Origin of the sequence: Winogradskyella sp. (assembly GCF_028289625.1) — a bacterium.
GTDB lineage: Bacteria > Bacteroidota > Bacteroidia > Flavobacteriales > Flavobacteriaceae > Winogradskyella.
Window position 1 is genome coordinate 61,829 of sequence record NZ_JANQOM010000039.1, and the last position, 14,505, is coordinate 76,333.

Annotated in this window: 13 protein-coding genes; 5 read left to right on the plus strand and 8 right to left on the minus strand. The window is 35.4% G+C overall.

From position 1 onward, the window contains the following. Positions 1 to 76 precede the first annotated feature (76 nt). From Q0992_RS08355 to Q0992_RS08370, 4 genes are all read left to right on the plus strand, one after another. Positions 77 to 1,777 (plus strand): alpha/beta hydrolase-fold protein, encoded by a 1,701-nt coding sequence (locus Q0992_RS08355; RefSeq protein ID WP_299522354.1) that lies wholly within the window; start codon positions 77 to 79, stop codon positions 1,775 to 1,777. 257 nt (positions 1,778 to 2,034) lie between these two features. After that, positions 2,035 to 3,090 (plus strand): LuxR C-terminal-related transcriptional regulator, encoded by a 1,056-nt coding sequence (locus tag Q0992_RS08360; RefSeq protein ID WP_299522356.1) that lies wholly within the window; start codon positions 2,035 to 2,037, stop codon positions 3,088 to 3,090. A gap of 216 nt (positions 3,091 to 3,306) precedes the next feature. Next, the gene (locus Q0992_RS08365) at positions 3,307 to 4,638 is read left to right on the plus strand and encodes a DUF4198 domain-containing protein (protein ID WP_299522358.1); all 1,332 of its coding nucleotides are present in this window, start codon (positions 3,307 to 3,309) and stop codon (positions 4,636 to 4,638) included. Continuing rightward, entirely contained in the window at positions 4,638 to 5,321 is a 684-nt protein-coding gene (locus tag Q0992_RS08370; protein WP_299522361.1) for a HupE/UreJ family protein, read from the plus strand. Before Q0992_RS08365 ends, Q0992_RS08370 begins: the two co-directional genes overlap by 1 nt. 58 nt (positions 5,322 to 5,379) lie before the next feature. Here Q0992_RS08370 and Q0992_RS08375 read toward each other — a convergent pair whose 3' ends face one another. Next, the gene (locus Q0992_RS08375; RefSeq protein ID WP_299522364.1) at positions 5,380 to 6,042 is read right to left on the minus strand and encodes an ABC transporter ATP-binding protein; all 663 of its coding nucleotides are present in this window, start codon (positions 6,040 to 6,042) and stop codon (positions 5,380 to 5,382) included. 107 nt (positions 6,043 to 6,149) lie between these two features. Beyond that, positions 6,150 to 8,663, minus strand: a complete 2,514-nt coding sequence (locus Q0992_RS08380; protein ID WP_299522367.1) for a DUF5916 domain-containing protein — start codon at positions 8,661 to 8,663, stop codon at positions 6,150 to 6,152. A gap of 220 nt (positions 8,664 to 8,883) precedes the next feature. Here Q0992_RS08380 and Q0992_RS08385 point away from each other — a divergent pair, with 220 nt between their 5' ends. Continuing rightward, positions 8,884 to 9,150 (plus strand): hypothetical protein, encoded by a 267-nt coding sequence (locus tag Q0992_RS08385; protein ID WP_299522370.1) that lies wholly within the window; start codon positions 8,884 to 8,886, stop codon positions 9,148 to 9,150. A 48-nt stretch (positions 9,151 to 9,198) separates the two neighbouring features. On the opposite strand, the gene Q0992_RS08390 is transcribed toward Q0992_RS08385, so the two are convergent. The 6 genes from Q0992_RS08390 to Q0992_RS08415 form a co-directional block, all read right to left on the minus strand. Beyond that, positions 9,199 to 9,777 carry a hypothetical protein gene (locus Q0992_RS08390; protein ID WP_299522373.1) on the minus strand — a complete coding sequence of 193 codons (579 nt, stop codon included), beginning with the start codon at positions 9,775 to 9,777 and terminating at the stop codon, positions 9,199 to 9,201. A 54-nt stretch (positions 9,778 to 9,831) separates the two neighbouring features. Then, complete coding sequence (locus Q0992_RS08395) at positions 9,832 to 12,246, minus strand: TonB-dependent receptor (RefSeq protein WP_299522376.1); 2,415 nt, start codon at positions 12,244 to 12,246, stop codon at positions 9,832 to 9,834. A 53-nt stretch (positions 12,247 to 12,299) separates the two neighbouring features. After that, entirely contained in the window at positions 12,300 to 12,644 is a 345-nt protein-coding gene (locus Q0992_RS08400; RefSeq protein ID WP_299522379.1) for a hypothetical protein, read from the minus strand. Between the two features lie 53 nt (positions 12,645 to 12,697). Beyond that, on the minus strand, positions 12,698 to 13,192 hold the full coding sequence (locus tag Q0992_RS08405) for a DUF6787 family protein (protein ID WP_299522382.1): 495 nt from the start codon (positions 13,190 to 13,192) through the stop codon (positions 12,698 to 12,700). Between the two features lie 28 nt (positions 13,193 to 13,220). Then, positions 13,221 to 13,661 (minus strand): DUF6146 family protein, encoded by a 441-nt coding sequence (locus Q0992_RS08410; RefSeq protein WP_299522385.1) that lies wholly within the window; start codon positions 13,659 to 13,661, stop codon positions 13,221 to 13,223. 195 nt (positions 13,662 to 13,856) lie between these two features. Continuing rightward, entirely contained in the window at positions 13,857 to 14,504 is a 648-nt protein-coding gene (locus tag Q0992_RS08415) for a DUF937 domain-containing protein (protein ID WP_299522387.1), read from the minus strand. Between the last annotated feature and the right edge of the window lies 1 nt (position 14,505).

The following is a 14,505-nucleotide window of genomic DNA, read 5'->3' on the forward strand; positions in this document are numbered from 1 at the left end:
CCCAATTTCAGCCCATAGTCATAAAAAAATCACGGTATTCTTAAGATACATTTGCCTAAAGAAAAAATCAAAAATCATGAATCAAAAAATTATTGTATTAGGATTGGCAATCCTTTTCGTAGCCAACGTATTCGGGCAGGAAAAAAGAACCATTAAGGTCATTGTACCCAATAAGACCGATGAGGTGTTTATTACGGGCAACCAGGAATCCTTAGGAAACTGGAATCCAAATCGTGTTAAAATGGAAAAGGTATCGGACTATGAAAGAAGCTTAACGGTTGATCTCAACTATCCAGCTGAATTCAAATTCACAAAGGGCGACTGGAATTCTGAAGCTATCATTAAAAAACTCCACGATAATCCTAACTTGAGATTAGAGAATCGCGACTCTAAAAACATCTTTATGGTTAAAGGCTGGTCTAATGATAAAGCTGGAGACTTCGGATTAGATTACAGCGTAGCGTTTTTTCCATCAAAATATGTGAATGAAGGGAGACAAATAAAAGTTGTACTTCCCAAAAACTATGATGCTCAGAAAAAATATCCTGTTTGCTACATTACTGACGCCGAATGGAGAAACTTTGAAGTAGCTAAGAACTATTTGGAAAGTCTTGCAGGCGAACCTTATGACATTGTGCCTGAAACGATACTTGTAGGAATCGTTCATGGTATGACTGGCAATGTTAGTAACAGAAACAAAGATCTTGATGTGTATTACAATGTGTCGGGTAAAAAATTCAAGAACTTTTTATTCAAAGAATTAATCCCTCATATTAATGATACTTATAGTACTTCTGGCTTTAATGTTATGATTGGTCATTCCAATGGTGCTGAGTATAGCCATCATTTGTTACTAGAACAAGATAATCCGTTCAGAGGATTTATTTCCATATCCACTAACTTCTATAGTAGGGATGTTCGCAGGGAAATGGCTGAATTTATGAGAAACTATGGTGGTAAGCCCATGTACTATTTTGTAGCCAATAGTGAGTTTGATTCACCTGATAGAATAGAAGCTGGGGATGATTATGAAAAGATCTACAAGGCCAATAAAAATGATAGAATTTCTTTTCAGAAAAAGCTATTTGAAGGCGGCCATAATTCTATGGTGCCAGCATCACTTTTTGAAGGATTACGGTTCATATTTAAGGATTTTAAAAATCAAAAGAACTATCCGACATTTTATGCGTACAAAAACAACTATTTAAAAGATATGAAAGCCATTTATGGGTTAGAGGTCAACTATAACCTTAGCGACATGGGCAATCTTCTAAATGCTATTTTTGATAACAAAAAAGAAAGTGAATTGACAGATTACTTTGATTTTGTTGAGGAGCATAAACTATGGCAAAACTATTACATGAAAGAACCAGGTGGACTTGATGCTATGAACAAAGGAAATCAGTACTTCGTGATAGAATCCTACAAAAAGAGTGCAGAACAATATGCAATGGCTTTGGAACAACTTGAAATTACTGTAGAACCGGCAGTGTATTATTACAACTATGATAAAATTGTAGAGAGTTTTAAGCAAATAGGTCAGTACAACGCATTAATGGAACTCTTAATTAAAAGTAAGGACTTGCTTTACAACAACCCAGAATTTTTAAGTAAGAGTCAAAAAGTGATACTTTTAGCACTGAATTTTGAAATAGCTAAACTATTTAATGAGCAAAACATCAATAGGAAAGCAGGTAAAAAAGCCTTGAACTATTGTAAAGAAAACTTTGTTAAAAACAGTTACTTTACTTTAGAAGAACTTGAGGAGTTGATATAGTTTTCTAATTAATACTTCCTAATGTTTTAAATAAGTATTCTATAATTCCAAAACAAAAAGTGTGGCTGACAAAAACAATGGTTAGTCACACTTTTTCATTCAATCGATTTGAAAATGATATAAGGCAAATCTAGTTGTCAGATTTTAACAGTTCGTAATAATCCATAATTCAAAACGTGAAAAGTTTATTTGTTTAGGGTATTAAAGTTTTTTTGATTTTATCAATCATTGAAATTCTTTAATTTTGAAACCCTAATATGAAACGAATAGTCTTTTTTCTTGGGTTTTTCTTTTTTGTGGTATTAAGTCAATTCTGTTATGCACAATATTCCATTTCGGGTTATTTAGATACTCCAGAAAAAAATAAAAAGGTATACCTAAGCTTGCTGAAATATAACGAGGAAAATACTATTGCTACTGACCAAATTTTAACTTCTACTTTAACAGACAGCTTAGGATATTTTTCTTTCACGGGTAAACTACTTTCAGATAAACATGCCTTATATCGCATTCATGCTAGAGTAGTTGAGGAAGAGGGTGTTTTGCAAATGGCGGATAATAAGGATATAAAGAATTTGCACAATTTTGTTTTTTCTAATCAGGATACCATCGTTTTTCAAAAGAACAGCAAATTTTGGTTTTCTAGTAATACCAATACAAATCCTATTGATAAAGAATGGCAAGAGTTCAGCAACTATGTAACTCAACTACATACAGAGCTCTATGCTTTAAAGGACTTTACATCAAAAAATCAACCGTCCTCCCAGATGCTTTTGGAATTGAAATCATATGCCAACACAAAGACAGTCCATCCCTTAGTCACTTTGGTTTTACTCTCTGGAGTTAGAGAAGATATCATTAAGGAAGATTTTAAAAACGACTATCCGTTTTATGAAAAACTTCAGGATAGCCTTAATGTGTATTACGACAATACTGGCTATGCGCTACAATTTGAAGACCTTATTACCGATTTGTCAAAAGTTGAAACACAGTCAAATTTGGAGTTTTATAGACGATTGGCTTATATCTTGGGTACTATTTGTCTTATATTATTGATAGGTATAACCTTATTGTTTATAAAACTTAGGCAATCAAAAAATGGTGAGGTACAACAGGAAAATGTTAATTTGACCAATCAAGAAGAGCGTGTGGCTGAGTTGATTATTCAGGAAAAAACCAATAAGGAAATCGCAAACGAACTCTTTATTTCATTAAGTACTGTAAAAACTCACATCCGCAATCTTTATGCGAAGTTAGAGGTAAACAATAGACAGGAATTTACTGATAAGCTCAAAAATCGTATTAGGAACTAGTCCCTATTTTTCGCTTTTTACGGGATTTACATCATTTGACGAATACATTTTTGAAAATTAAATCTATCACAACCAAAATACTCAAATCGAAATAAATTATTGTAAATTCTGGGGTGTCATATATTGATTTCTTAAGGCAAAAGGATTAATTTTGTGTTTAGACCGATAAAGCCAATCTTAACTACGCTTATCCAGAGAATAATCAACAGAAAACACATGAATTTCAATCGAACAACCATTGCAAAAAGATTAAATCACAGGGTTTTTAAGCCCTTTTATTTGCTACTTGTATTAGTCCTATTATGTAGCCACAATCTGTATATAAAATTGGAAAGCTATTTCTTGGAGCCCAATCAAGACGCAATCTTAAGCCTCTATAATGGCACTTTTGAAAATAGTGAAAATATTATCTCTCGCGATCGTATTTTAGATGCGTCTATAATAGCACAGGGAAAAAGAGTGGCCATTAATGCAGAGCAGTGGAAAGACCAAGACAGTACCATTACACAATTACTCTTCAATACAGGTGAAGCAGGAACGTATGTAGCAGGTGTTTCTACAAAAGCGAGAACCATAGAACTATCTGCTGAAAAATTTAATAGCTACCTAGAACACGATGGGGTTTTAGATATGCTAGCCAGACGTGTTGAAAATAACTTATTAGACAAAGATGCCATAGAAAGTTATCAAAAGCATGTAAAGGCCATTTACCAAGTAGGCGAAGTTAAGACTAGTGATTGGAACACCGTATTGGGCTATCCCATAGAGTTTGTGCCTCAAGAAAATCCATATGATAAGTATACAGGTGATAGGCTCAAAGTACAGCTATTGCTAGATGGGAAACCACTCGCTCAACAATTGGTATATGCAGACTATATTCCTGTTGAACATAATCATGATCACGATCATCACGGAAATGAGCATGACCATGATGGGGAAAAAAAGTATTCCCACGACCATGAGCATGACGACGGTAAACATAGTCATGACCATGATGACAAAGCGCACTCCCATAAGCATGATGCTACTGATTATGAGCATAACCATGATCATGACAAAAAGGAACACTCGCATGAGCACGATGACGCTCACAATCATGATAATCGTAGTCACGACCATAAACATGATGATGGAGAACACAGCCATGACCATGATGGCAAAGCACATTCCCATAAACATGGCAACGATGACGCTCACACTCAAGACCATGAACATAATCATGTCAACCATAGCCATGATGAAAAAGAACACACGCACAATCATTCTAATGCACAACAATTACTAACCAATGATCAGGGCATTGTTGAGGTAGACCTTCCAGAAGATGGTATCTACTACATACGGACTATTCACATGGTTAGCGTTACCGATAACGATGAATTAACCCATCGCTCTAAATGGGCCACATTGACCTTTGAGGTAACTCATAAACATGATGACAGCACCCATTCACATGATCATGAGGATGGAATTCCGACATGGATTTTTATAGTGGGAAGTGTGCTAATAGTAGGGGTGTTATTCTTGGTATTTAGAAAGAAAAGTTAATGCGATCTTCAAATTTAAAGCAAGCACTAGTACTATTATTCGTATGCGTTCCGCTTTTAGGGTTTGCACATGATGTGACTAGTGCTGATCAGGAGCTCTTGCGCAATGGAGGTTTATGGGCGTATATTCGGGTAGGTGCAACGCATATGCTAACTGGTTATGACCACTTGCTTTTTCTAACAGGTGTTATATTCTACCTAAACAGCTTTATAGACATCTTAAAGTTCATCACTGTTTTTACGATAGGACATTGTATCACTTTAATTGGTGCTACCTATGGAGGAATCACAGCAAACGAACACCTAGTGGATGCGGTTATCGCCTTAAGTGTTTTGTATAAGGGGTTTGAGAATTTAGGTGGTTTTGAAAAATTAAAGGTAAAATCGCTCAATTTATTACTCATGGTGGGCCTTTTTGGATTGATCCACGGTTTTGGTCTTTCAACCCGATTGCAGTCTTTTGATATGGGGCAAGAACAATTTTTGGCTAAAATTCTCTGTTTTAATTTAGGAGTGGAAGTAGGGCAGGTACTCGCGTTAATCCCCATTGTTTTCATCATTACACTTTCGCGAAAGCACAAACAGTTTCCAGCGTTTTATAAGGCAGTGAATTGGTATTTGGTTCTAGCTGGTGTAGGCTTATTTATATATCAGTTATACGGCTACTATAATGGGCATCATTAATGCCACAAAGTTTTTTTAATACGAATCATGTGGTCTAAAAAGTTGCAAACTATTAAGATTATACCACAATTTTCCCATCAACCATAGTCAATTTACGGTCCGCCATATTGGCCAATTCTTGGTTATGGGTCACAATGACAAAGGTCTGTTTAAATTCGTCCCTAAGTTTAAAGAAGAGATGGTGCAACTGCTCCGCAGATTCACTATCCAAGTTGCCCGAAGGTTCATCTGCAAAAATGATTTTTGGTTGGTTGATTAAGGCTCTGGCTACGGCTACACGCTGCTGTTCACCACCAGACATACTATTGGGTTTATGATGCATACGGTCTTTGAGTCCTAAATAATCCAACAATTCCATGGCTCTCTTTTCTGCTTCCACTTTTGGAGTGTTATTGATGAAGGCTGGAATACACACATTTTCTAAAGCCGTAAATTCTGGCAATAACTGATGAAACTGAAAGATAAATCCAATATGTTGGTTTCTAAATTTGGCTAGGGCTTTATTGCTAAGTGCTGTAATGGATTGCCCATTAATCATCAGCTCGGTATCCGATTTGTAATCGGGTTTATCCAACGTGCCCAAGATTTGTAATAAGGTGGTTTTTCCAGCACCGGAAGCGCCAACGATGGAGATGATTTCGCTTTCGGCGATAGTAATGTCTACGCCTTTTAAAACGTGTAAATCCTTAAACGATTTATGAATGTTGGTAGCTTTAATCATATAAGAGCGAAAATACTATTTTAATTTATATCATAAAGCGTTACTTTGAGTGAAATTCTGTTCTGAGTATTTAGAAGAACAACATTTTGTTTCGAGAAGTAGAGCGTCTATGGAAAGGCATTAAATAATCTTGAAGTATTACCCATCATGTCGGACTGTTCGCCTTGTCCTTTATGTTTCTTTTTAAACAAGGACTTTACATTATTGTAATCAATGAAGAACTGAAGACGCAAGGAGAAAATATTTTGCATGGGTTCGCGGAACAATAAATCCAAGCTCTCGGAAAAGCCGTCTTCGGAATTTTCATCAAAACTAAAAATCTGGTTTCTGTAAAGGGCTGTTAAAAAACTACCTTGTGCAAATTGCCAAGAATAGCTTAAATCTACATTCCAGGTACTAAAGTTAATATTTGGATCCTCACCAAGATTATCAAGATTAAACCCAGAGTCCGTAGTCAATCGTCCATTATCCAATAAGGTAAACAATTCATAGTCGTAATTCACCGTGTCCCAATAATGTCTAAAGGTTAATCCCAAAGAGTGAAAAGGATTAAACGTATAGTTTCCAGAAAGTGTGTTTGTGATGATTTGTCGATTACGTTCGCCCAAAATAGGTTGGTCATCTACCTCAGTAGCATAGCCACGATCACCATTTCTATAATTAAAGAAGAAGCCATATGCCAATAACAATTTATCAGATACCCTTACCCTAGGTTGTATATTAAAATCGTAGGTAAACAAATCGCGTCCATCTTCAAACAAGGTTCCGATGTTAGCTCTCGAATCAATAGCGAAGACCCGATTGTAGTTGGTAGAGATCCAACCACCTGTACTCACAAAGTTTTCAAAAATAAAGGGTCGCCCATCACGGGATTCGAAAAAATCGTATTGTTTACCGGGCTCAATATTGAGACGGAAACCATAGGCATCGAGTTTTTTGGTGAAGGCACGATAACCTCCACCAAAGTTAAAGCGAGAGAAAGTATCTGGTCTAACTAGTCGTCTGTAATTGGTAAAAAAGTTAAAGCGATAGTTGTTTAACTTTCCTGACGGCTCAAAGGTTTGGTACGAAAAATCGATACCAAAATCATTCCTATTGTTTCTGAAGTTTAACCCTAAATCATTGATTTCGTATTTGGTATCGGCAAAGCGGTGATCAAAGCTATATCTGAAATTCCCTGCAACTTTACCTACAAACATAAAACTGCTGAAACCAGTTTCGCTAGGTTCATTTTGATAGTTAACATTGCTCATTCTTAATTCAGTATCGAATCTATAGGTATTCTTTTTATTCACCAAGTTTGCTACTAGAGCCGTTGCATTGCCATCCCTAAATTCACCTTCGCGTATTACATTGGTGTTGATAAGGCTTATGGCAGAATTACCACCAAATTGTTTATCAACGACTAAGATATTATAGTTGGCAAAGGGCTCAACCACTTCTTGACGGGATTCGCCAGTATCTGTATTGGTTATAGTAGCAAAGGTTTTTTCTGTAATGGCATTAAAGAGACCAAGTCCCCAACCATCTTTTGTCCTACCAGACACTTTTACAGCATTTAAAACTTTAACCTCGCTGGGGACGTCAGATTCTTCGTTATCTGCCAAATCCAACTCACCAGTAGGTGCACTTCCTACTCGTCTTGAAAAGAAAAGACCACCTTTTGAAAACAAATCCACACCTTCTGTAAAAAACTGTCGCTGTTCAGCAAAGGTTTGTTCAAATGGGCCAAGGTTGAGTACTAGGTTATCAAAACCCGCTTGGCTAAAATCGGGTATCAAAGTGGCATCTAGTGTGAAATTATCCGTAATCCCGTATTTAACATCCATACCTAATCTTAAGGTGGTTTCTGTTTCACCATCAAAGCTATCGAGAATCCCAGTTGTGAAAGGGTAAAAGATTAATCGGGTAGGTGGCTTTAGTCCACTGAGTCCATGAAGCTCGCCGTGATATAGCCCAAAATTCCCTTTTGTAGGATCAACAGGATTCCAAGTATATTGCGCTCTATCACGCCTAAATTGACGACTAAATTGAATCCCCCAAATTGGGTTTTTTTCTTCCGCAAAACGTAATGTACGATATGGTATTTCTATTTCTAGACTCCAACCATCATCATTTATTTTTACGGCACTTTGCCAAACAGCATTCCAACTAAAATCTTCACCTATACTTGGATTAGCTATGGCGTCTGCTTGTTGACCAGAACTAAACACAAAAAAATTAGTATCGTTTTGGGCATCATTATTGGGATTAAATATCACGGAAAAAAAATCGGTCTGACCAAAGTTATCACGATTCACCAATTGCTTCATAATCAATTCAGGGTCATCGTAAAGATAAGCAGCAACATAAATGGCTTTATCGTCGTAAGTCATTTTTACCTCGGTCCGCTTTTCCTTAGGCAGTGTATTCCCTATTTCAGGTCTAAATTGGATGAAATCAGTCGCAATATCAGCGTTTTGCCATATATCCTCATCGAGAATACCGTCTATTTTTGGTTTTTGATCAGTACGCTCAATATTGAGAATTTTTTTATCCGGAATTGGTATGGAATCATTTTGGGCTAAACAAATAAAGGCATAACAAAAGCAAAGTAAAGTTAATAAAGAACGTAAGTTCATAGAGGTTGGTTGATGATGACTTAAACTTTTGTTAGAATGGATTGACAAAATGATTATTGCACTTTTAAAGTGCAAATCTACATTCTCACATGAAGCACAGCTCTTAATTAAACGTTAAAAAGGTTTAAGTTATGTTAAGGGAATTTTTGAAGAATTGACGCCTTTATAAATTTGGAATACTTATTGCTATTCTTAGATTAAATAAATACTTGAAAACTAAATGAATAAATACAATAAATTGGTATTTGGATTATTTTTAGATGGTCTAGGATATGTCTCTTTAATATTTCCGCCCTTTGATTTTATCTGGGCACCATTGTCTGCTTATTTTATGACAAAATTATATAAAGGAAGGGAAGGGAAAATAGCAGCTGTGATTGCCTTTGTTGAAGAGGCCTTGCCATTTATGGACGTCATACCGACTTTCTCCTTAATGTGGTTATATACCTATGTTTTAAATCCCGAAAAGTCAGTTACTAAAGCATAAAAAAAGCACTCAACTTTGAGTGCTTTTTTACAATCCTGAATTTCACTGTTACTGTAATACTACATCCCAGGTTTGATTAATATCAAATTCACCTCCTGAAGCGGCACCAAATCCTACATCGCTAGCGATAGAGGTTGGTTCATGAATTAGTTGAACAGTTATTGTACCGGTTGTCGCCGCACCTGCAGTCCAAGTTGTTTCTAATCCTAATTTGTGAGGTGTACTGGATCCTTCAAGAGTTCCAACAGGGTCATCAGCATCTCTCACCATTGTAAAACCTGCAGTAGTTGCATAAACAAAGAAATGTTCATCTACTTCGTCAACAATTTCTTCAAGAATATTCTCATCATTAACATTATCAAATATTGTAACGGTAACGTTGTAAGTTGCATTTGCCGTAAATACAAGTGGTGGTTCGTCATTTAATGTTGGTTCTACAATACCATCAGCACTGACAGCAGTCAAAGTAACAACATCGGTATCATCAGCTGCATTAGTAAAAATAATTGCAACATCAGTAATCAATTCTGGTGGATTTACTGGTGCAGGAGAATCATCATCATCAGAACAAGATGCAAATAATGCTAAAGCTAGCATAGGCAAAATAAATAATTTAATTGTTTTCATTTTTGTAAAATTTAAAAGATTAGATTTCATAATTTAATTTTTATTGAATAGTTGTTAATAATTGAACTTTAATTGTATTTGAAAGTTTCTTCCGACTTCATCGGCAAAGAAACGTAAACGGTTTAAATAATTTCTATAGTTGGTGTTAAAAATATTTTGAATATTAAACCCAATTTCTAAAGTGTTCTTCTTAAATAATTTAGTTTCTATTGAACTATTAAAATGAAGCAAGTGATATCCACTGGGTGGCGTACTTACATCTACCAGAACTTCTTCTCCGGTAGAGGGTACAGTATATAAGAAATTATAGTCAGGGAAATTATTTTGCATTGCAAACAACTCTGATGTCAGCCCTAAAGAAAGATTACTCCAATTTTTATTTTGATATTGAACAGTATTTCTGGTATTGAAAGGTGGCATATCAATCAAAGGTTCATCATTATCTAAATCGTCTCCAATAATAAATGCCGTTGAGTTTTGAAATGAAATATTTTCAGTTATCGAATAGTCTGCATTTAAATCAACACCATAAATAAGGGCATCAGTTGATAAAAATTCATACTCGAAAAAAAAGCCTGCTTGACCTTGGGCTCTAATTCCTAAAGCTGTAGGTGCGATAAAAATGTAGTTATCTATTCTGTTAACATAGGGTTCTATCAAAAGATTTAATTTAGAGTTTTGGTATGTATAGGTTGCTGATAATTGGTTCGCTGTTTCCTTTCCTAAGCGCAAATTCCCAACTTCTATACGTGCTACAGACTGGTGTAAACCATCTGAGAATAATTCAGAAGGATTTGGTGCGCGGTTACTTAAGGAATAGTTTAATGCGATTTCATGGTTACCAAAACTTTTTTTGGCACCGAGAGCAACAGATATATTATGAAAATCGTATAGAGGATTTGTTAATAGTTGTCCTGGGGCAATATCTTCATCTACGATGATATCTGCAAAATCTTCTTGGTAGCCACGTTCCTCCCATCGAAAATCACGATAAATCTTTTGTGCGTCTATATGGTTGAAGTCGTAACGAATAGCACCTTCAACAAGGTAATCATTATTGAGTTCCCACTCTGAGGTTACAAAAGCACCCATATCGTATCGCTCAAAATCTGGTATTAAACGAAAAACCCCAGTAGCGGGATCAGCAAAATTATCTTGATATTGTAATTGTATGCCAACATTATACTTTCTGTTTGAATTACTATCAAATAAAAATTTGGACTGTAAACCGTGTGTTTGTAATAACAAATCAATGGATGGAACACCGCGGAACTCACCACGCCTTCTATCAAATTCTTGTCTTTGATTACTTTGATAGTCGTATTGTAAAGTAAATTTACCCAAATTAGAAAATCGTTTTTGATATTCAACTTTTGCCAAATGATGCTTAATTCTTTGTCTTGGATCCCTAATATCGTAGGTAAAATCTCGAATGGTTGCCGGCTGTTGACTTTCTATGGATTGAATAAATTGATCGATTCCCCCAATATGCGCCGAAGAAAGTATCCCAATCTCATTGTCTACATAGCTATAATAGACATTAAACGATTGTTCAAAACTTCTATAACCGGCTTGTACCGAAAAGGCTTTAAAGTCCAAACCTGTATTTGATAAAACATAATCAGGTGCTTGTGAATCTCCAAATCGACGATAACTTCCTTGCCCACCAACATACCATCCTTTTTCGAAGGTCTTAGTTAAAGACGAACTGAAGGTGTAACCTCTATTATTTGAGTTGTACGAAGCTATTGTTTTACCAAATAGGCTATCTCTTTTATAGATTCTAGAAGGTTTTAATACAATGGCACCTCCAATGGCGTCCCCAGAATAGGCAAGTGCAGATGCACCTTTTACCAAAGTTATTTCTTGTAATGCATTAACATCAACCGTAGGCGCATGTTCCATACCCCATTCTTGATCTTGCATACGGACGCCATTCTGCATCGTTATTACTCTACTACTATGTAAACCATGGATAATTGGTTTTACAATGTTATTGCCTGTATTTAAAGAAGATACTCCAGCAATAGTTTCAGTAATATCTGCTAGACTTCCACTACTAAATTCCTCAATTTCACTTGCTTTAATCACTGCTTCTTGCGCTGTTTTGGTTTCTTTTCTGGTAACCGTAGTATTAACAGTTACTTCGCTTAGTTGCTCTAAATGATGTTCAAGTTTAATAACTACGTCATAAGTATCTCCTTGGACGTCTATAGATACTATTTTCGTTTCACACGCGATATGAGACACTTCTATTTTATATGTCTTATCGCATAATTTTTCGAATTTAAAATTTCCTTGTTTGTCTGAAATTGTGAACTTATTTGTACCAATAAGTTTAATTGTGGCATTTTCTAATGTACTATTATCATGGAAATCGGAAATTTTTCCGCTTAAGACGTTATTACATTCTTGGGAAGAGCCAAAACTAGTTATTAGTATAAATAAGATGAGAAAGATATTCTTCATTTACTTATTTATAATATCTTGATTACTGATCTATTTACTAATTGTTTGACTTATTAGCTAAGGTGAGGTGGCGCTTTGTTTTTGTTGTGTTCAGAAAAGAGTTGGTTGTAGTATAATTTTTTATGGATTAAAAGGTCTTTTCTGAAATTATTTATAATTTGAATATCGCTTTCATAAGAAAATTCTAGGCTGTTATTATAATCTAGATCGCTAAAATTTAGAACTAATAGGCATAGCTCACAAGGTGTGTCTTTTTGCTCTTTATGATGGTCACCAAGATTTCCAAAATAATGATCGTGGTCATGGTCATGAAAAAAAATATGAAGATTTAGAACACTACTAGTGAGTAATATTGTTAAAAAAAATAGGGCAATAATTTTTGAATAATCCTTGTTCATGCAATCTTGGGCAAACCTAGATATTATCCTACACTAAGAATGTTAAAAAAATCTTAATTTTTATCCTTAATTAGACTAAATCTTCTTAAAATTTTCTTTTCAAATTCCCAAAAGAACTTATACTGACCAAATAGCCATCCAAATGTAACTAAAAGTATTTGGTAAAATATAAGACCGATGATAATGAATAATACCCAATAGAGTAAAGGCCCAAGATTGTCTTTAGTAATTCCAATAAAATTCATGATAGGTCTACTGACATACATAGATGAAGAACCCGTTATCGCAAATACGATAAATACCCGAATCATTTCCCATCTGTAATCAAGTACCCAGCGTTTTTCTAGCCACTTAAACAGCTTTAAGGTAATGGCTAATAAAGCAAAAAAAAGAACAATAGTTAATATGATGACTATTGGCGTACCGAATTTTTGGAATACTGCATTAGACAGTTTGTATGCTGAATACCCTAAGCCTAAAAGGCCTAAAAGCGGAAATAGCAGTTGCCAATTATGTTGTATTTCCCAATCTTTCTTAAACTTGTTCATGGCACTTTTTAAGTGCAGCAAATTTACGTCAAATTCTAGGAATAAGCGATGTTAACTGTTGATTATATTTTAGCTGAAAGTAGACAAAATAATTATATAATAAATAGTTGACTTCATAGCCATAGTCTGTACGCGCGTCGTAGTCTATGCGAAGCATATAAAGGTTTTGGTCAAAAACACCTGGTTGCATATTTCTTTGATTCCAAGCTTGGACATAAAGTCTATTTCTTTCTTCGAGCCAATTTTGTGTATAATAACCTCTAGGTCTAGCAGTGCTTATTAACCAGACATTAAATCCGGGTTCAATAATAACGATTTCATAATCGGTTTCGTCACTACTTATGGATACAGTATCGTTCTCAACCAAGGCATTCTCGTTTCCGTGATTAATGGTTTGTTCCGGAGTATAGGATTTACAACTTGCGATTAAAAGACTGAGGACTAAGATTATGGGAACAATTTTATTCATAATTACTAAAGGTATTAAATTTTTTGTTATCGTAATTTTATTTAATGACACTACAAAACAAGTATAAAAAATGATACGATGTTAGTATGAATATGTAATGATTACAGATAGATGAGTGAACACTTCATTTTGTAAAGTTAAATGAATAAAAAAGCAGCTCGTTAGAGCTGCTTTTGCAATTCTATAAAACGGAATCTATTTTCCAAATAACCCACCAATAAGACCACCAAGGCCACCTTTTTTCTTGCTGCCTCCTAACACCATACCAGCAACATCATCAATAACACTACCATCACCATCTGAGTCTAAAACTTGCTCTAAAAACGTTTGTTCTTTAGTTACTGGGCCACGCTGGCTTGCACCACCTAATAAGCCACCTAATAGGCCCGTTAAGTCACCTTGCGAACTCACATTGTTTTGGCGCGATTGTTTACCCAACATTCCCATAAGTATGGGTGCTGCAATTTTTAGAATATTAGCCACCGATCCGCTGTCTAAACCAGATTTTTGACCAATAACTTGTTCAACCCCTTGGCGACTGTTACCTAAAACATGACCAAGAATCTTATCTCCATCAGTTGTTACTGCTTCATCAACACCACCGCCAAATAGACCGCTAAGGTTGTCTAAAATGCTTCCATCGTGTTTGCTATTTAATGCTCCCATTAGCCCTTGAGCACCCTCAGGAGTAGAGGCATTTCGTTCCATAGCTTTCATAAGCACAGGTAAAGCCATAGTTAATACACTGCCTGTTTTATTTTGGTCTGTTCCTGTAGATCCCGAAACTCCACTGACAATTGTTTTTCCTAAGTCACTATTTAATAAATCTAAGATTCCTTCCATG